15 protein-coding genes, 1 tRNA gene and 2 pseudogenes are annotated in these 16,580 nt (G+C 69.6%); 9 read left to right on the top strand and 9 right to left on the bottom strand.

The genetic code is table 11. The features are described from left to right. Window positions 1-7: 7 nt before the first annotated feature. Window positions 8-685, bottom strand: a complete 678-nt coding sequence (locus CA983_RS01855; protein ID WP_158101818.1) for an iron-containing redox enzyme family protein — start codon at window positions 683-685, stop codon at window positions 8-10. Window positions 686-754: 69 nt separating this feature from the next. Beyond that, a tRNA-OTHER gene (locus CA983_RS01850) sits at window positions 755-836 on the bottom strand. 299 nt (window positions 837-1,135) lie between these two features. On the opposite strand from CA983_RS01850, the gene CA983_RS46085 reads away from it, so the two are divergent. Continuing rightward, on the top strand, window positions 1,136-1,306 hold the full coding sequence (locus CA983_RS46085; protein WP_158101817.1) for a hypothetical protein: 171 nt from the start codon (window positions 1,136-1,138) through the stop codon (window positions 1,304-1,306). Window positions 1,307-1,513: 207 nt separating this feature from the next. Next, window positions 1,514-1,681 (top strand): annotated as a pseudogene (locus CA983_RS49350) (SDR family oxidoreductase); the annotation flags it as partial. 118 nt (window positions 1,682-1,799) lie between these two features. Here the strand turns inward: CA983_RS49350 and CA983_RS01840 are convergent. The 5 genes and pseudogenes from CA983_RS01840 to CA983_RS01820 all read right to left on the bottom strand — a co-directional run bounded on the left by CA983_RS01840 (window position 1,800) and on the right by CA983_RS01820 (window position 6,481). Continuing rightward, window positions 1,800-3,035 carry an ABC transporter substrate-binding protein gene (locus CA983_RS01840; protein ID WP_086599091.1) on the bottom strand — a complete coding sequence of 412 codons (1,236 nt, stop codon included), beginning with the start codon at window positions 3,033-3,035 and terminating at the stop codon, window positions 1,800-1,802. Between the two features lie 32 nt (window positions 3,036-3,067). Further along, window positions 3,068-3,202: pseudogene (locus tag CA983_RS47520) on the bottom strand (ATP-binding protein); the annotation flags it as partial. Window positions 3,203-3,231: 29 nt separating this feature from the next. Then, window positions 3,232-4,023, bottom strand: coding sequence for a COG4705 family protein (locus CA983_RS01830; RefSeq protein ID WP_086599089.1), 792 nt, complete (start codon window positions 4,021-4,023; stop codon window positions 3,232-3,234). 293 nt (window positions 4,024-4,316) lie between these two features. Beyond that, complete coding sequence (locus CA983_RS01825; RefSeq protein ID WP_086599088.1) at window positions 4,317-5,120, bottom strand: calcium-binding protein; 804 nt, start codon at window positions 5,118-5,120, stop codon at window positions 4,317-4,319. A gap of 65 nt (window positions 5,121-5,185) precedes the next feature. After that, window positions 5,186-6,481 (bottom strand): hypothetical protein, encoded by a 1,296-nt coding sequence (locus CA983_RS01820; RefSeq protein WP_244206574.1) that lies wholly within the window; start codon window positions 6,479-6,481, stop codon window positions 5,186-5,188. A gap of 344 nt (window positions 6,482-6,825) precedes the next feature. Between CA983_RS01820 and CA983_RS01815 the strand changes: the two genes are divergently transcribed. The 5 genes from CA983_RS01815 (at window position 6,826) to CA983_RS01795 (ending at window position 12,385) form a co-directional block, all read left to right on the top strand. After that, window positions 6,826-8,034, top strand: coding sequence for an IS110 family RNA-guided transposase (locus CA983_RS01815; protein WP_086599114.1), 1,209 nt, complete (start codon window positions 6,826-6,828; stop codon window positions 8,032-8,034). 618 nt (window positions 8,035-8,652) lie between these two features. Continuing rightward, the gene (locus CA983_RS01810) at window positions 8,653-9,495 is read left to right on the top strand and encodes an SDR family oxidoreductase (RefSeq protein ID WP_086599087.1); all 843 of its coding nucleotides are present in this window, start codon (window positions 8,653-8,655) and stop codon (window positions 9,493-9,495) included. 40 nt (window positions 9,496-9,535) lie between these two features. Further along, on the top strand, window positions 9,536-10,612 hold the full coding sequence (locus CA983_RS01805; protein ID WP_086599086.1) for a class I mannose-6-phosphate isomerase: 1,077 nt from the start codon (window positions 9,536-9,538) through the stop codon (window positions 10,610-10,612). Window positions 10,613-10,676: 64 nt separating this feature from the next. After that, window positions 10,677-11,513, top strand: a complete 837-nt coding sequence (locus tag CA983_RS01800; protein WP_086599085.1) for an alpha/beta fold hydrolase — start codon at window positions 10,677-10,679, stop codon at window positions 11,511-11,513. Further along, on the top strand, window positions 11,510-12,385 hold the full coding sequence (locus CA983_RS01795) for a sugar phosphate isomerase/epimerase family protein (RefSeq protein ID WP_086599084.1): 876 nt from the start codon (window positions 11,510-11,512) through the stop codon (window positions 12,383-12,385). Before CA983_RS01800 ends, CA983_RS01795 begins: the two co-directional genes overlap by 4 nt. A 35-nt stretch (window positions 12,386-12,420) precedes the next feature. Here the strand turns inward: CA983_RS01795 and CA983_RS01790 are convergent, their stop codons facing one another. Further along, window positions 12,421-13,716 (bottom strand): phosphatase PAP2 family protein, encoded by a 1,296-nt coding sequence (locus tag CA983_RS01790; RefSeq protein WP_086599083.1) that lies wholly within the window; start codon window positions 13,714-13,716, stop codon window positions 12,421-12,423. A 172-nt stretch (window positions 13,717-13,888) separates the two neighbouring features. After that, window positions 13,889-14,548, bottom strand: coding sequence for a 4'-phosphopantetheinyl transferase family protein (locus tag CA983_RS01785; RefSeq protein WP_086599082.1), 660 nt, complete (start codon window positions 14,546-14,548; stop codon window positions 13,889-13,891). 110 nt (window positions 14,549-14,658) lie between these two features. Between CA983_RS01785 and CA983_RS01780 the strand changes: the two genes are divergently transcribed. After that, entirely contained in the window at window positions 14,659-15,720 is a 1,062-nt protein-coding gene (locus CA983_RS01780) for a saccharopine dehydrogenase family protein (RefSeq protein ID WP_167407313.1), read from the top strand. Further along, window positions 15,717-16,373: a TetR/AcrR family transcriptional regulator gene (locus CA983_RS01775; RefSeq protein WP_086599080.1), complete on the top strand. Its 657-nt coding sequence runs from the start codon at window positions 15,717-15,719 to the stop codon at window positions 16,371-16,373. Before CA983_RS01780 ends, CA983_RS01775 begins: the two co-directional genes overlap by 4 nt. Window positions 16,374-16,580 lie beyond the last annotated feature (207 nt).

The raw sequence follows: 16,580 nt of genomic DNA, 5'->3' as shown, positions 1-16,580 counted from the left end.
GGCCCCCTCAGGCGGCCGCGTGCACGTCGTCCCAGAACCGCACGTGGCGGACTATCTGATCCTTGGCCGCCTCGACCAGCCTGCGGTCCTTCTCGGACTGCGTGGCAACCGCTCCCCACAGGCCGCGGAAGTGCTCCACCTCCAGTTCCTCGTGGAGGTGGAAGAACTCCAGGGATTCACTGATGCCGTACTTCTCCTGAAACGCGTCGATGGTGAGCCGGTTGCGCTTGGGCGCCACCAGCTCCCGGCCGGCCAGCGCCGCGAGGGCCTCGTCACCGCTGCGCTCGGGGGTCATGTAGAGCTCCGCGAAGTGGTTCTCGTACGCCGTGGTGTGCGGCAGTGGGAGAACGTCGCGAGGGTTGTCCACACCCAGGACCTTCAGGAACTGGACGGCCAGGCCGTGATGGTCGCCGGAAACCTCCTCCTCGATGTGCTCGCTCAGCTCCTGGAGGATGTACTCGGTCTGCCGCCCGCTGCCGAAGGCCGGGCTCTTGGCGATGCACACGCCGAACCAGCGGTGGAAGGTGTTGCGCCACAGGTAGTACTGGAGAAAGACGTCGCGCACATGCTCCAGGGGGAGCTCGCCTCGGGTGAAAGCCCGCCAGAAAGTACTGTTGTCCAGTTCTCGGTCGACCGTGTCCGAAAGCTCACCGACGATGGTGTCGCTGGTGAATTCCGTCGTCACTTGCCCTCCTAGCATGGAAACCAGTATCGAAAAGGGCACGGCACAGACCGGCGTCCGGTAACTGGCCAGTGCCGAGTGAGGGACTCGAACCCCCAAAGACCTGCAGGTCCACCCGCAAATGCAGGCGCGTATTCCTTTCCGCCACCTCGGCCCGAATTGCGGAAACAACTTAACGCGGATCCGGCGCACTGCCAGTGGCCGAGGGGAGTAGCCGTTCGGCTACTTCGCGGACACCGTCGATGCCCCTATTGCCTGTCATGCGGATGGGGCAGCGGAACATCTCTCGGGCGATGGGCGGCAGTGGTGGCGGTGGCGGGTCGCGGTGGCGGTGGCGGGTCGCGGTGGCGGTGGCGGGTCGCGGTGGCGGTGGCGGGTCGCGGTGGCGGGTCGGCCACGGACACGGCCACCTACGCCAGTACCAGCACGACGACCTGTCACTACGCGAGAAGCATGAACCAGTGCACCACGACCGGTGGCGCACTGGTTATGACCGACAACAGCACCAACACCGGCAACAGCCGCAACGGCACGAGCTCCGCCCACCCGGCCTGCCCGGGCCTGATCGGCGACCAGGGCAATCCCCAGCCGGTCAAGGAGCTGCTGCTCATCGGCTGCGGCTGATTGCGGTCATCGGAGCCGGCTGCGACGGCTATGACGTCAAGCGCTCGGCTGAGGAAGGCGACAAGCTCGGGGCGGGCCTGGGCATCATCGGCTTCATCCCACCCGCCCAAGCGCGGTAGCTTCCCAAGCTGAGAGCGCGAGTTCGATTCTCGTCACCCGCTCCACGAAGAAGGCCCAGGTCAGAGACCTGGGCACTACACGCGGCTTGCCTCGCTGGATCTGGCACCCCGGATCCGGGTCAACGCGGTCTCACCCGGCGCGATCGCATCACATGGCATGGCAGCCGTGACCGGCAATCCCGAGGTCAAAGCGGCGATGGAAAACGCGATCCCACTGCGGTGCCTCGGCGACCCCGAGCACATCGCGGCCAGGTAAGACTTCCAGGGGTACAAAGGCGATGGGTTGGTTCCTAGTCCCTCCTCACTTCACCCGAGCACGCTGAACTTGACAGAGAAGTGATCACTCGCCCCTCAGCGGCCCACTCACGCACCGGTCAATCCTGCCCGGCCTGTCTCTGCACCTGCTCCAGGACTTGTTTCGCGGAGTTCGCCCCGTTGAAGAGGTCGGCTCCGTGCTGGTTGAGCAGTTTGTTGACCTGATCCCAGTGTTTCGTCGTACGCAGCGGAATCGCCGTGGCGTTGGCGGCTTCGAGAACCTCTCGGGCACCGGCAAGGCGGGCGTTCTCGTACCACGCGTGCTGTGCCGACTCACGTGACGGATAGGCACGTCCCACCCCGCCGAGCCACTCCAGTTGCTTCTTGGCGGTCATCAGCGTGATCGCCTTGAAGGCCCGCTCCGGGTCCGGGCAGGACTTGGAGATGCCGAACCCGGAACCGGACGAGTACGTCCTGCTGCCGTCCGGGCCGGCGGGAATCGTGGTCAGGCCCACCTGGAAGCCGGCCTGGTTCTTCAGGTTCAGCAACGCCCACGGCCCGTTGGCGCCCATGGCCACGTTGCCGCTGAGGAACTGCCTGTCGGAGAACGCGGGATCGGCCGCGGGCACGCGGGGGGCGACCTTCTTCCTGGCCGCCAGGTCGGCGTACCACTGCACTCCCTTGATCATGGCGGGGGTGGTGAGTCGCAGTTTGCCCGCCCCGTCGGTGGGCTGCGCCCCGGTCTTGGTCAGCACCATGGGAAACATCCACACATCCTGGGGCGCCGCCACGAACCCGTACGTCCCGTCCCCGGTCAGCTTGCGGGCGACCGATTCGAACTCGGCCAGAGTCCACCCCGGCTTGGGCTCCGGCACCCCCGCGTTCCGGAAGATGTCCTTGTTGTACGTGAGCATCACCGGGCCGACGTCGTACGGCAGCGCGTACTGCTTCCCGTCGGCACTCAGCCCCTCCATGACGGACTTGTCGAAGTCCGTCACATCGAAGTCGTTCTTGGCGATCAGATCGTCGAGCGGCAGCATGCCCTGGAAGAAGCCGGCGGTGCGGAGCGCCTGCATCGAGACGATGCAGGGTGCGTCGCCCCTGCCGAGACGGGTGCCGAGCTTGGTGAAGTAGTCATCGAAGGACGAGGTCTCAAGCTTGATCGCGATCTGCGGATCTTCGCGGGACACCCGGTCCGCGAGTTCATGCCAGACCTGCTGTTCCTCACCGCCGCTGGCCCACATCGACCAGGTCAACGTCTTCGAGCCACCACCGCCGGCGCCGCAGGCCATGACCAGCGACCCGGCCAGCGTCAGGGCGACGGCTGCCCTCACTGCGATGCGCGGTCGTGTCATGACATATCAATATATTCCCTTTGCGCATCCCTCTACGGCAGGAGCTGCTCGGTCCAGATGCATTTGCCGTGGGACGTGTAGCGGGTCCCCCAGCGTTGTGAGAGTGCGGCGATCAGCTGGAGGCCGCGGCCGCCTTCGTCGGTGTCGCCCGCTCGGCGATTTTTTGGGGGTCCGGCGGCAGCCGGGGCGCACCCCGTCAGGTCGCAACGCCACCGCGCCTGTCGCGCTGCGATGCGGCCAGGTAGGCGACGAAGCCCAGGATGGCAGCCGTCCACGCGAGGGTGACCGGCCCCAGGCCCCATGCCAGGCCGCGGCGGGTGTGGCCGACCGCCATCCAGTCCGCGAGGGAGGCACCGAGGGGGCGGGTGACGATGTACGCGGACCAGAAAGCGGCCACCGCGTTCAGGCCGGCCCAGCGGTGGGCCAGGGCCGGCACGCAGATCGCGGCCGCGAAGAGGACGACGGAACCCAGGTAGCCGAGGCCCGCGGTGGCGGTGAGGTCGCCCGCGGCGGTGCCGAGGGCGAACGTGGCCAAGACGGCCGCCCAGTAGAACCCCTCGCGGCGACGGGTGTGGATGCCGTGGATGGACAGCGTCCGCTCGCTCGCGTACCAGAGGACGAAGACGGCGGCCAGCGTGGCGAGGAAGACGGGAGTCGACACCGCATAGGGGACGCCGAGGCCGACGTGCAGGACGTCGGCCGCCATCGTGCCGAAGACGCTGACCATGACGACGGCGGTCCAGTACACCCAGGCGATGTGGCGGCGGACGGTGAACTGGACGGCCAGGGAGGCCACCAGGGCGAGTCCGCCGAGGGCGACCGCCGGTACGGGGCCGAGCATGCGGGCCAGGAGGTCGGAGGCCGTCTCGCCCATACCGGTGGTCAGGACCTTGATGATCCAGAAGCAGGCGGTCACTTCGGGCACCTTGTTCGCCATCGAGTGCAGGGGAACGCGACGCCGGTCATCAAGGAGGTGCTGTGTCGTCATGGCCCGCACGATGGCACGGTCAACTCGCCGTGGCCCAGGTGCCTTTGCCATAGTTTTTGGACTTCTGGTGCATAAGTTGCCATGGCCTGCCTGACGTTCTGAATGCGACGGCCGGTCAGCGTCGCGCCTCGCCCTGAGCGATCTCCACCTCGTGATGGAACGCGATCACGCCGGTCGCCGCGGCGCAGGCCGAGACAGCCGTGCAGGCGGCTGCGAAACCCCCAGGTGACAGACCTGGGGGTTCGTTGTTGCCGGGGCCGGTGGGCGGGGTGCTTTCGAGAGGGGCGTTCGGGTTATTGCACGTCCACGAAGTCGCCGGTCGCCTTGACGGCCGGGGTCGTGGAGGTTCCTGCGAAGTTCCAGCGCCAGTAGCCGTCCTCGGAGGCGGTGGCCGTGGTCGTCAGGTTGCCGGTGCTGGAGGTGTACACGGTCTTGATGGTCGCGTAGGTCGTAGTGCCGGCCTTGCGGAACTGGAGCTTGACCGGCTGGTTGGTGTACCCGCGGTAGTCGAGATTGTCCCAGTCGGCCCGGGTGAGCTTGCCGGTGACGGTGAGGGTCTTGCCGCCGGCAGTCGGTTCCGGGCCTGCGTTCACGGTGAGTTTGGACTCCCGCTGCAGACGGGTCGTGGTGTAGCTCGCCGCCTGGGTCCAGCTGTCGTCGTTGGCCACCCCCTGCACACTGACCTTCCAGGTGCCGGCGTGGGCGTTGGTGAGCGCGGTGCCGCCGTACTTCCAGTCCGGTTCGAGGGAGATCGTCTGCGAGCAGGTGGAGGTGGTGGCACTCGAGGCGACGCAGTCCGCATGGGAGTAGTACTGGTTCGACACGATGCGGTCGTCGTACGTCTCGTAGGGGTTCGCACCGTCCGGTCCGCGCCACAGGACGAAGTCCGCGTCCTGGATGCCCGACGGGTGGGTGAAGGTCCCTGAGACCGTGACCGTCTTGGCGTAGAGACCGACCACGATGTTCTTGCCACCGTCGAAGGAAACGTTGCTGATCTGGACGTCGGTCTGGGTCTCGCCCGCGTAGGCACCGGGGGCGGCGTAGCCGGCCAGCGCGGCGACGGCGCTGAGCAGAGCAAAGGCAGCGCGCTTGCGCATGTGTCTCCTTCACAGAGGGAAGAGTGGGAACCCGCCGAGCGGGAGCAGCGGGCCGTCGAAGCCGGTCAGGGACCGGTGACCGACTTGATCGTGTACGGGAAGCTCTCCTGCTGCCAGATCACCGTGAACCGGGAGGCGGGGCGGGAGTCGACCTGGGGTACCCGGCCGTCCGACGTGAGTGTCCTCACGGTGCCGAAGGTGCCGGAACGGCTGATCAGGCGGGCGCCGACCTGGGTGTAGCTGTACGGGGGCGTCGACTTGGGGACGACCGTGTGGAAGACCAGCATGCCGTCGCCGTCGTCGTCGAGGGCCAGGTCGGGGCGGTCGCCGGGACCCAGGCCGGTGACGGCGCCCCGGGCACCGGCCGCGGAGAGGCGGCGGCCGAGCAGCTCGAGTTTGCCGCTGCTGCCGTAGCGGGTCCACACGATCATCGAGTCGCCGTCGAGGTCGGTCGCGAGGGCGTGGTGGAAGCCCACGTTGTCCGTGGACGCCGAGATGCGCAGGGGAGCCGCCAGGGTGCCGGTGCGGCTCCAGCGGGACGCCCAGACCTGCGAGCGGGCACCGCCGCCGGAGTGGTAGCTGATGACCGCGTCGCCGTCCCGGTCCACGCCGGCCCGCACCATGCCGAAACCGCCGTACGCCGCGATCGGCGACGTGAGCACCTTCGTCGAGGAGACGGACGTCGATGTGATCCGCCTGGCCATGACGTCCGAGGCGCGCGCCCAGGCGACGACGAACTGGCCGCTGCGGTCCACTCCGATGGCCGGCTTCTCCGCCGAGCCCGAGCCGAGGGTGATGGGCGTGCCGAGCGTGCCGTCGAGCTTGAGGCGGCGGGCGACCGCGTACCAGCTTCCGTCGCGGATCTCCGTCCAGGCCGCCATCGCGGTGCCGCCTGGGGTCACGGCGACCACCGGTGTGACGGCGGGCGCCGACGTGGACAACTTCTGTAGCGGCCCGACGAGGCTGCCGGAGGCCGAGACCCGGCGGCCCACGACCTGACCGTCCTGCTGCCAGACCACCGCCGAGTCACCGGTGTCGTCGGAGGCGGCCTCCGGCCAGGACGGCGCGGCACCGTCGGGCGACAGGGTGCGGATCGCTGTCACCGTACCGCTCGCGGTCTTCACTCTGGCCTGGATCCGGTAGTAGCAGCCCGGCGTCGACAGGTCGCAGGCATTCCAGGCCAGCAGGGCGTCGCCCTGCCGGTCGACCGACACCGTGGGGGAATCGTCAGGGGTCCAGCCCGAGGCCGACACGTTCCACGTCGACGTCCACGCCGCCTCGGCGTTCATGGCCATCGTCGCGGTGACCGTGATTCCGGCCGCCGCGGCGACGGAAAACCCGGCAAGAACACGACGCTTCACCGAACGCCGATGCCGTGCTGCACGCGGAGCCACCCTCATCCCCCAGTTCCGTGACGTGGGCACAGCCGCCACAGGCCGCCCCCCGTTATGTTTTTCGCGGTCCTGCAAGAGGGCCGCTGGCCTCCGGGCCCGGCATGACTTTTGCCCCCTGTCGAACGCATGACCTGGGGGGTGGTGTCACCGGGCCTGAGGGGTGCCGTCGAAGACGCTGATGAGAGGTCCGACCGCCGCCTGGCCGGGCGCAATGCCTGGTCGTTCGCGGGCGGCAGGTCTGCATAACGTGGATGCGCGAGAACGGCCCCGACGCCCAGGTCAGCACCGGTATCGAGCAAGTTGGGGGCACGGTGATCGACACCAGCGGCGTGGGGGTCTTCCTCGGCCTGGACGTCGGCAAGAGCACGCACCACGGCCACGGACTGACCCCGGCCGGGAAGAAGGTCTTCGACAAGCCCCTGCCCAACAGCGAGCCGAAGCTGCGAGCCGTCTTCGAGAAACTGGCCGCGAAGTTCGGCACCGTCCTGGTGATCGTGGACCAGCCCGCCTCCATCGGCGCCCTGCCGCTGACCGTCGCCCGCGACGCGGGCTGCCTGGTCGCCTACCTGCCCGGACTCGCGATGCGCCGGATCGCCGACCTCTACCCGGGCGAGGCGAAAACCGACGCCAGGGACGCCGCAGTGATCGCAGACGCCGCCCGCACCATGCCACACACGCTGCGCTCCCTGGAACTGACCGACGAGATAACCGCCGAGCTCACCGTCCTCATGGGCTTCGACCAGGACCTCGCCGCCGAGGCCACCCGCACCTCCAACCGGATACGCGGCCTGCTCACCCAGTTCCACCCCAGCCTGGAACGCGTCCTCGGTCCCCGCCTCGATCACCAGGCTGTCACCTGGCTGCTGGAGCGTTACGGATCCCCGGCCGCCCTGCGCAAAGCCGGCCGTCGCAGACTCGTCGAACTGATCCGCCCCAAGGCCCCACGCATGGCCACCCGGCTGATCGACGACGTCTTCGACGCGCTCGACGAACAGACCGTCGTCGTTCCGGGCACTGGCACCCTCGACATCGTGATCCCGTCCCTGGCCCGCTCGCTCGCGGCCGTCCACGAACAACGCCGAGCACTGGAAGCCCAGATCAACGAGCTGCTGGGGGCCCACCCTCTTTCCCAGGTCCTGACGTCGCTGCCCGGCGTCGGCGTCAGGACCGCCGCAGTTCTCCTGGTCACCGTCGGCGACGGCACCGGCTTCCCCACCGCCGCCCACCTCGCCTCCTATGCCGGTCTCGCCCCGACCACGAAGCAGTCGGGCACTTCCATCCACGGCGAACACGCGCCCAGAGGCGGCAACCGGCAGCTCAAACGCGCGATGTTCCTCTCCGCGTTCGCCGCCCTGCATGACCCCGCTTCCCGCACCTACTACGACCGCTGCCGGGCCCGCGGCAAGACCCACACACAGGCCCTCCTCCGCCTGGCCCGGCAACGCATCAGCGTCCTGTTCGCCATGCTCCGCGACGGAACCTTCTACGAACCACGCCTCCCCGAAGCGGTCGCCACATGACCAGCTCGGGCTTGACGAAGGACATAGAGGCACCCCCCCCACCATCCAGCGCACCTGCATGCCCAAACGTCACATGCGTACGGACGGACATGAGCGGTTCGGTGGCTCCGCTCCTCGTCGGGGTGCTGATGGATCAGCCCGGCCTTTGCCCACGCCCGTCCAGCTCCTCCCAGGCGCGGGCGGCCTCGCCGAGGACCCGCCGGGCGCGCCGCCGCTGGAGCTGCTCTTCGCCAAGTCGTCCGGCTGCGCCCGCGGTTGCCCCGGCGCGGCACGCCTGGAGCTCCTAGCGACAGCACCGCGGGCGGCAGCAGCCCGACCAGGCTGTGGCGTTGCCTCTCCTCCTGGGTGAAGTCGGACTCGTTTGTCCCCGCGCACCCGGGTAACCCGCTCGCACGACAGGGGCACCGTCGCCCTCCCTTATCGCCGCTCCTTCGACGTGGCCGTCCACTCAGGTCCGACGGCACCACCACCTCCCTTCCGGACCTTCCGGTGAGCCAGTCCAGGGCGAGCCAGTCCAGGCAGACACGCACCCTGCCGCACGACCGGAAACACCCGAAAGCACCCGGAAGCGCCCGGAAGCGCAAGGAAAAAGAACGAAAGAGAACGAGGTACGTCCCCATGAGCAAGCCCGCACAGCAGCAACAGCCTCCGGGTACCGAGGCGGACCTGCGGCCCAAGGCCGACCACGGTGAGCACAGCTACCGCGGATCGGGCCGACTGGCCGGGAAGGCGGCCGTGATCACCGGTGGTGACAGCGGCATCGGCAAGGCCGTCGCGATCGCCTACGCCCGCGAGGGCGCCGATGTCCTCCTCTCGCACCTGAACGAGGAGGAGGACGACGCCCGCGACACGGCGCGCTGGGTGGAGGAGGCCGGCCGCGAGGCGGTGCTGGTGTCCGGCGATCTGAGCGATTCCGCCCACTGCCGGGAGGTGGTGGCGCGGGCCGTCGAGGCGTTCGGCCGTATCGACGTCCTGGTCAGCAACGCGGCGTTCCAGATGTTCCGCGACTCGATCGAGGAGATCCCCGACGAGGAGTGGGACCACACGCTGGCGACGAACCTCAGCGCCATGTTCCACCTCTGCAAGGCGGCGGTGCCGCACATGAAGCCGGGTGCGTCGATCATCGCGTCCACCTCGGTGAACTCCGACTCGCCGCCGCCGGGCCTGCTGGCGTACAACGCGACGAAGGCGGGCATCGCCAACATGGTCGGCTCGCTGTCCCAGGCGCTCGCCGAGCGGGGCATCCGGGCCAACAGCGTCGCCCCGGGGCCCATCTGGACGCCGCTGATCCCTGCCACCATGCCGCCCGAGCAGGTCGAGGACTTCGGCGGCCAGACACCGCTGGGGCGCGCCGGGCAGCCGGCCGAACTCGCCCCCGTGTACGTCATGCTCGCCTCGGACGAGTCCGCGTACGTCTCGGGCGCGCGCATCGCCGTGACCGGCGGCCAGCCCATTCTCTGATATTCCGTCAGGCAATTTGCCACCAGAAACAGGAGAGACCGTGGACTGGTATCCCTTGCGGCTGACCACCCCGGTCAAGCAGCACGTCTTCGGCGGCCGGGCCCTCGCCGAACGGCTGGGCCGCACCGGCCTGCCCGACGGCCGGGTCGCCGAGACCTGGGAGGTCAGCGATGTGGACGGCGAGGGAGCACGGGTCGCGGACGGCTCGCTGGCCGGCCGCACGCTGCGCCGGCTCGTCGAGGACCACCCCGACGAACTCGTGGGGCGCGGCCGGCGCGGACCGCGCTTCCCGGTGCTGACCAAGTTCATCGACGGCACCGGTGCCCTCCCGGTCCATCTGCACGCCGACGACGACACCGCACGCCGGCTGGAGGACGAGCCCCACGGCAAGACCGAGGCGTGGCACGTCCTCGACGCGGCACCGGGAGCCACCGCCCTGGTGGGGGTGAAGGCCGGGGTGGACCGGGACACCCTGCACCGGGCCCTGCTCGCGCAGGACTTCGACGCGGTCATGCGCCGGCTTCCGGTGCGGGCCGGGCAGACCGTCTACGTACCCGGCGGCACCCTGCACAGCTTCGGCCCGGACACCCTGGTCTACGAGATCGAGCAGACCTCCGACATCCAGCAGCACGCCATGCGCCGGCGCATGGAGGACGACTCGGAACTGGACGACGCTGAGTGGCACACCAACCTCGGGCGGCTGCTCGACGAGTGGCGTCCCGGACCACGTCCCGAGTTCCACTCCGGCTTGAGCATCCAGGTCGACGACGGAGTGGAGCGCACGGTGCTGTGCGCCGGCCCGTACTTCGCGCTGGAGCGGTGGCGGGCGGGCACCATGGCCCCACTGGTGCATGACTTCTCCACCGCGCTGATCGTCAGTAACGCCGGTGCCCCGGTCACCGTGGAGTCCGGCGGCCGGTCCGAGCGGCTCGGGCGGGCCCGGAGCCTGTTGCTGCCGGCCGCGCTGGGCCGCGTACGGATCCAGGGGCCCGCCGACGTCCTCCTCGGCTACCTGCCCGACCTGGAACACGACATCCGCACGCCGCTGCTCGCGGCCGGGCACGGGGCCGCCGCCGTGGCCGCGCTCGGCGAGGGCCTCACCGACCCACTCACGTAGAAGGCGCGGAAGAAGGCACGGAAGAGGGCACGAAGAAGGCACGGAGAAGGCACGGAGGAGATCCATGGGCACCATCACCACCAGCGACGGCGTCGAGCTCCACTACGAGGAACAGGGCACCGGCCCTCCCCTCGTCCTGATCCACGGCTGGGGCTTCAGCGGCCGCTTCTTCACTCGCAACGTGGACGCCCTCGCGGAACACGCCCGCGTCATCACCGTCGATCTGCGCGGTCACGGCGACTCCGGCAAACCCCGCCACGGCTACCGGGTGCCGAGGCTGGCCAAGGACCTGTTCGACCTCCTCGAAGAACTCGACCTGCGCGAGGTCACCGTCCTGGGCTGGTCGCTGGGCTGCCCGGTCATCTGGAGCTATCTGGAACTGTTCGGCGGCCACCGCCTGGCCCGCGCGGTGTACGTCGAGCAGGCGCCCCGCCAGTACTACGCACCGGACTGGCCGCACGCACACGCCACCTGCTACGACGAACCCTCCCTGGCCGCCCTGCAGACCCAGCTCACCTGCGATCCCCCGGCCTTCGACGAGGACCAGGTCGACACCATCCTCGCAAGCGAACCCGACCCGCAGGAACGGGAGTTGCTCCTGGCCGAGATGGCCAAGTCACCCGCGCACGCACGCAACGCCCTGATGGCCGACCACACCCGCCACGACTGGCGCGACCTGCTGCCCACGATCCGGCTGCCCAGCCTGGTCCTGGTGGCACGTCAGGACGAGGTGTTCCCCTGGCAGGGCCCCGCCTGGGTCGGCGAGGCGATCCCGGATGCCCGGACCGTCTTCTTCGAGCACAGCGGCCACGCGCTGTTCTTCGACGAGCCGGAGAAGTTCCACCGCACGGTCACCGGCTTCCTGAGCGGCAGCAGGAACGACACGGAGGTACTCGTATGACTCTTGCGGACAGCACCACACCTCCGTTCGCCTTCCCCTACGGCGTCAACCAGTTCACCACCATGCCCTGGTCCTTCGAGGAGGACCTGGCGCACTACACCGACCTCGGTGTCGAGGCGATCGAGCTGTGCGAGACCAAACTCCACGACGACCATGACCGCGCCAAGACGCAACTCGCCTGCGTCGCCGAGGCGGGACTGCCGGTCAGCTCGGTCCAGCCCCTCGTACGGACCGTGTTCCCCAGCGAGACCCAGCCGGAGCCCACCGCCCGGCGCGACCGGCTGGCCCGCTTCCGCCGCAGCGTGGAGCTGATCGCACCGTTCGCCCCGGGCGCGGTCTTCGTCACCAACACCGGGCCGGCGCCCGACGGGAACCTGCACGAGGCGATCCGCCAGGTCGTCACCCACCACCGCGAACTGGCGGACATCGCCGCCGAGAACGGCGTACGGATCGCGCTGGAACCCCTCAATCCCGTCCTGCTCAACGCGGAGACCGCCATCTGGACCTACCGGCAGGCGCTCGACATCGTCCAGGAGGTCGACCGCGAGAACGTGGGCGTCTGCCTCGACCTGTGGAACGTGTGGCAGGACCCGGATCTCGTCCCCCGCCTCGCCGACGCTCCCGACCGCCTGTTCCTGCTCCAGGTCAGCGACTGGCGCACACCCCGCTCGCGGATGGACCGGCGCGGCGTCGGCACCGGCGACATCCCGGTCGGCCGACTTCTGCACGCCGCCCACAATGCCGGCTACCGCGGCCCCTGCGTCCTGGAGATCTTCTCCGACAACGTGCCGGACTCGCTCTACGAGACGGACCTGGACGATCTCCTGCGCGCCAACCGGACGGCCCTGGAGTCGGCCTGGCGGACCGGCTGAGCGCGGGCGGCCGTCGTACGGCGCCCCTGCGCCGCTCACACCGGTTCGGGTTGCGGTTCCGGCTGCCGCACGGCTACAGCCTTCGGTTCCCACAGTCTGGTGGTCCGTACATAGCCGTAGATCACTGAGGTCATCGCCAGAATGAGAAGCGATCCGGACACCTCCTGGTGTCCGGCCATCTCCATCGGCAGATAGCGGTACGACACCAAAAGCGCAGCGAAGACCGCGGTGCCGTAGACGACCAGCTGGATCCCCCGCCGGTCCCAGCCACGGTCGAGCGAACGCAGCGCCGCCTCGACAGTGAGCGCGAACACCACGCCGGCGATGAGATCCACGCCGTAGTGGTAGCCGAAACCCAGCGTCGCGGCGAGCGTGGCAATCAGCCAGAACGCACCGGCGAATCGCAGGATGGGTGGGCCCTTGCGGGTATGAATGAAGATCGCGACGGCCCATGCCGTGTGCAGGCTGGGCATGCAGTTCCGGGGGGTGATCCCGTCGTACGACATCAGCTGCGGCATGGTGATCGGCAGCGGCGTGTGCGGCCACAGATCGGCCGCCGCCCACTCCGGGCCGCCGGTCCCGGAAGCGCCCGGGCCGTAGGCGAAGACCGGTCCGACCACCGGAAAAATCATGTAGATGCCCGGCCCGAGGAGGCCGATCACCAGGAATGTCCGCACCAGATGATGACGCGGGAAGCGGCGCTCGACCGCTACGTGGCGCAGCTGGTACAGCGCGACGACGATCGCGGCCACCGCGAGCTTCGCGTAGACCACGTCGAGAATGTTGATGCCGATCGGGCCGGTGGCCTGGAGCATGCGGCCTGCCAGCCACGAGGGGTTGCCCAGCGCGTGATCGGCGGTCGCCACGTACTGGTCGAGCACCTCCGGGCGGGTCTTCGACGTGATCAGCAGCCAGGCGTCGCCGGACTTGCGGCCGGCCACCAGCAGCAGGCCCAGCCCGACGCCCTTCAGCAGGAGGACTCGTTCCCGGCCGGTGCGGCGCGTCACAGCGATGACCGCGTAGCCCAGCATCACCAACAACGCGCCATTGCCGAAGAAATGGCCGTCGGCCACTTTGACGCCGGCCGCCCACCGCACCAGCAGGAGGACGCCGTCCATGCCGATCGCGGCACCGACCGCGATGATGCGTTGCGGCCAGGTGAGCACCACCGACATCAATGCCAGACCGCCGTACAGCGGCCCCGGCTTCGGGGCGAATATCGCTCCTTTCAGCTGGTCGGCAACCGGCCCCGGTTGACCGTAGCGGCGTGCGGCGATCTCCAGTGCGACAAGGAGTCCGAGAGCCGCCACACCCGTTGCGCCCCACAGCATCACCCGCCACTGATGCCGAACGGTCAACGCACTTCTGCTGTTTATTCGCGAAAACACCTGCTACGTCCTAGATATTAATTTTTCGACTGATTTGCTTGATATAAGTTCCTTGGGCGAACAGCGACGGGATCAATCATCGCGAATCAGAAGATGGTATGAGCTCGTAACAGGATCACGAATCGGAGCTCGCCGGAAGTGCCGTCGCGGTGAGCAGGATGCCGTCGCAGACGTGCCAGCGCCCCGTGAGGACAAGGGTCTCGGCCGCCAGGTGCGCGGTGAACGTGCCGGTCTCCGGGGAGAACGTGACCTCGGCGTCCTCGAAATGGAGGGCGCGGGGCACGCTGGACCAACAGGCCTTGTAGACGGACTCCTTGGCGCTGAAGAGCAGGCGGTCCCAGTGGATGCCGGGACGGACGGCGTGCAGCCGGTCGAGGTGGGCGCGTTCGGACGGGGAGGTGATCCCGCGCCGGACGGCGGGGGACACGGGGGCGTGGGGCTCGGCGTCGATCCCGAGGCCGGCGAGGTCGGCGGTGCGGGCCACGGCCGCGGCGCGGTAGCCGTCGCAGTGGGTGATGCTGCCGGTGACGCCCGCCGGCCAGACGGGGGCTCCGGTGGGGCCGGTGGGTATCGGGACCGGGGCGAGGCCCAGCCGGGTCAGGGCGCCCCGGGCGCATCGGCGAGCGGTGGCGAACTCCCGGCGGCGCTTGTCGCCCGCGCCGGCGATCTCCCGTTCCTCGGCGGGGAAGAGGGCCTGCCGTCCGGCGGCGGGTGACGGGTCGCCGTGCGCGTCCTCGCCGACGGCGGCCGGTGGCAGGACGCGTTCTATGAGCATGGTGTGGCTCAACTTCCCTTCAGCACCGGCTGGTTGGCGGCTCGGGGGCCCAAGTTCCCCACGTCGGCGGCTGTTTGAATTTCTAGGTCGCGTGACCTAGTATCCCCGGCGTGGACGATGACATCCAGCTTGATGTGACCGGACCCGTACTCGTGGCCGGCGGTTACGGCACAGTCGGCGGCGATCTGGCACGGCTCGCCGCACCCTCCTGGCCGCTGCTCCTCACCGGGCGCAGCCCGGAGCGCGGCCGGGCGCTGGCCGAAGAGGTCGGGGCGTCGGTGCGGCGCTGGGACCTGAGCGACCCGGAGCCGTTCTCGGCGCGGGTCCGGGCCGTGATCAGCACGGTGAACGACCCCGACGACCGGGTGCTGCGCGCCGCACTGCGCGGCGGTGTGCCGTACGTGGACATCACGCGGTGGACGGCGCGGTTGCAGCGGGCCGCCGCGATCACCGCGCTGACGCCTCCGAAGGCCCCGGTGCTGCTGTCGTCCAGTTGGATGGGCGGGGTCAGCGCGCTGGTCGCCGCGGCCCTGGCGGCCGACCTCGGCGGGGCGGCGGCGGTGGAGGTCGCCATCCGGTACGACCTGAAGGACCGGGCGGGCACCGACTCGGTGGAGTTCATGGACCGCCTGGGCCTGGACTTCGAGGTGATGGAGGACGGACAGCGGCGGATGATCATGCCGCTGAGCGGCGCCGGGTACGTCACCATCGGCGAACACCGGACGAAGGTCGCCCGGATCGACACCCCGGAACAGTTCACGCTGCCCCTGACGCTGGGCGTCGACACCGCGGTCACGCGGATCGGCTTCAGCGCGAACTCCTCGACGTCCGCCCTGCTGGCCCTGAAGAAGACCGGCTTCTTCCGCTGGGGCCGCGGCGACCGGCTGGAGTCGGTGCGGCGGTCGCTGCTGTACTCGCCGGGCGAGGGCGGCGAGGCGCTGCTGCGGATCGACGTGCGCGGCCGGGACGGCGGCCGTCGTACCGCGACGGTCCGGGACACCGCGGGGCAGGCCCACCTCACCGCGCTCGGCGGGCTGCTGGGGCTGCGCCGGGTGCTCGGCGAGGACGGTTCCCCGGCACCGCAGGGCGTGGTGTTCGCGGAACAGACGCCGGCGCCCCGGGAGGTCATCCCCGCCCTGGAGAAGGCGGGCGTCGAGGTGACGGTGTCATGAGCGGCCTCGCCAAAGGCGAGAAGGTCTCGGGCGGCAAGTCGCAGCTGACCCAGCAGGGCAGCATCCGGCGTACCAGCCTGCTGGACGCCGCCGAGACCGTGCTGGTCGCCAAGGGCAACGCGAGCGCGTCGCTGCGGACCATCGCCGACGCGGCGGGCATACGGATCGGGCATCTGCAGCACTATTTCCCGACCCGGGCCGATCTGATCAAGGCCGTGCTGGAGCGGGCGCTGGACCGTTCGATGGAGCGGCTGGCCGACGCGACGGGACTGCGGGTGAGCCCGGACGCCCCGTCGCACATCCAGCCCTCGCAGGGCCGGGCGGACACCGCCGACATCGTGGCGGTGGTCCTGGCCGAGCAGGACGATCCACGGCTGGTCCGGCTCTACGTCGAGGTGTGGGCCCTGGCGGCCAGGGACGACGACACAGCCCAGGTCGTCCGGGAGTTCTACCAGAAGTACGTCACCCACGTGGCGGCCCTCGTCCAGCTCAACCGGCCCGAATGGCCGGCCGACTGCTGCCGAGCCCGGGCGGAGACGTTCGTGGCGCTGGTCGAGGGGGCCGCCCTGCTGCGGTCGGGGATCGCCGGCACCCGGTCGGCGGCGATGGACGCCGAGCTCGCCCGGCAGGCCGTACGGCTGCTCAGCGAATGACGGACGCGGCCGGCCGAGGCCCTGTCGTCACATTTCCGTCGTCCGCCCGAAGGGCGGGCCCGGCGCCTTGCGAGCGTGCGTGCCAGACGCCGCCGGGCAGGCGGGAATGTGACGACAGGGCCCGGGGGGCCGGCCGGCGTCCGGGTGGGGTTTTCACGGGAAAGACCGGCTCGCGTGTGCCCGCGTGTGCCGGCGCGGGTCGGTCTA

The sequence above is a fragment of the Streptomyces swartbergensis genome (assembly GCF_002148965.1).
GTDB lineage: Bacteria > Actinomycetota > Actinomycetes > Streptomycetales > Streptomycetaceae > Streptomyces > Streptomyces swartbergensis.
Note: the sequence above shows the minus strand (reverse complement) of the source record. Positions and strands in the feature narration are given on the sequence as shown.

Bases quoted from the DNA above. Each gene is read 5' to 3' on its own strand.
- CA983_RS01840 (WP_086599091.1), bottom strand. From the start codon at position 3,035: ATGACACGACCGCGCATCGCAGTGAGGGCAGCCGTCGCCCTGACGCTG.
- CA983_RS01830 (WP_086599089.1), bottom strand. From the start codon at position 4,023: ATGACGACACAGCACCTCCTTGATGACCGGCGTCGCGTTCCCCTGCAC.
- CA983_RS01810 (WP_086599087.1), top strand. From the start codon at position 8,653: ATGAGCAAGCCCGCACAGCAGCAACAGCCTCCGGGTACCGAGGCGGAC.
- CA983_RS01825 (WP_086599088.1), bottom strand. From the start codon at position 5,120: ATGCGCAAGCGCGCTGCCTTTGCTCTGCTCAGCGCCGTCGCCGCGCTG.
- CA983_RS46085 (WP_158101817.1), top strand. From the start codon at position 1,136: ATGAACCAGTGCACCACGACCGGTGGCGCACTGGTTATGACCGACAAC.
- CA983_RS01790 (WP_086599083.1), bottom strand. From the start codon at position 13,716: ATGCTGTGGGGCGCAACGGGTGTGGCGGCTCTCGGACTCCTTGTCGCA.
- CA983_RS01785 (WP_086599082.1), bottom strand. From the start codon at position 14,548: ATGCTCATAGAACGCGTCCTGCCACCGGCCGCCGTCGGCGAGGACGCG.
- CA983_RS01775 (WP_086599080.1), top strand. From the start codon at position 15,717: ATGAGCGGCCTCGCCAAAGGCGAGAAGGTCTCGGGCGGCAAGTCGCAG.
- CA983_RS01795 (WP_086599084.1), top strand. From the start codon at position 11,510: ATGACTCTTGCGGACAGCACCACACCTCCGTTCGCCTTCCCCTACGGC.
- CA983_RS01800 (WP_086599085.1), top strand. From the start codon at position 10,677: ATGGGCACCATCACCACCAGCGACGGCGTCGAGCTCCACTACGAGGAA.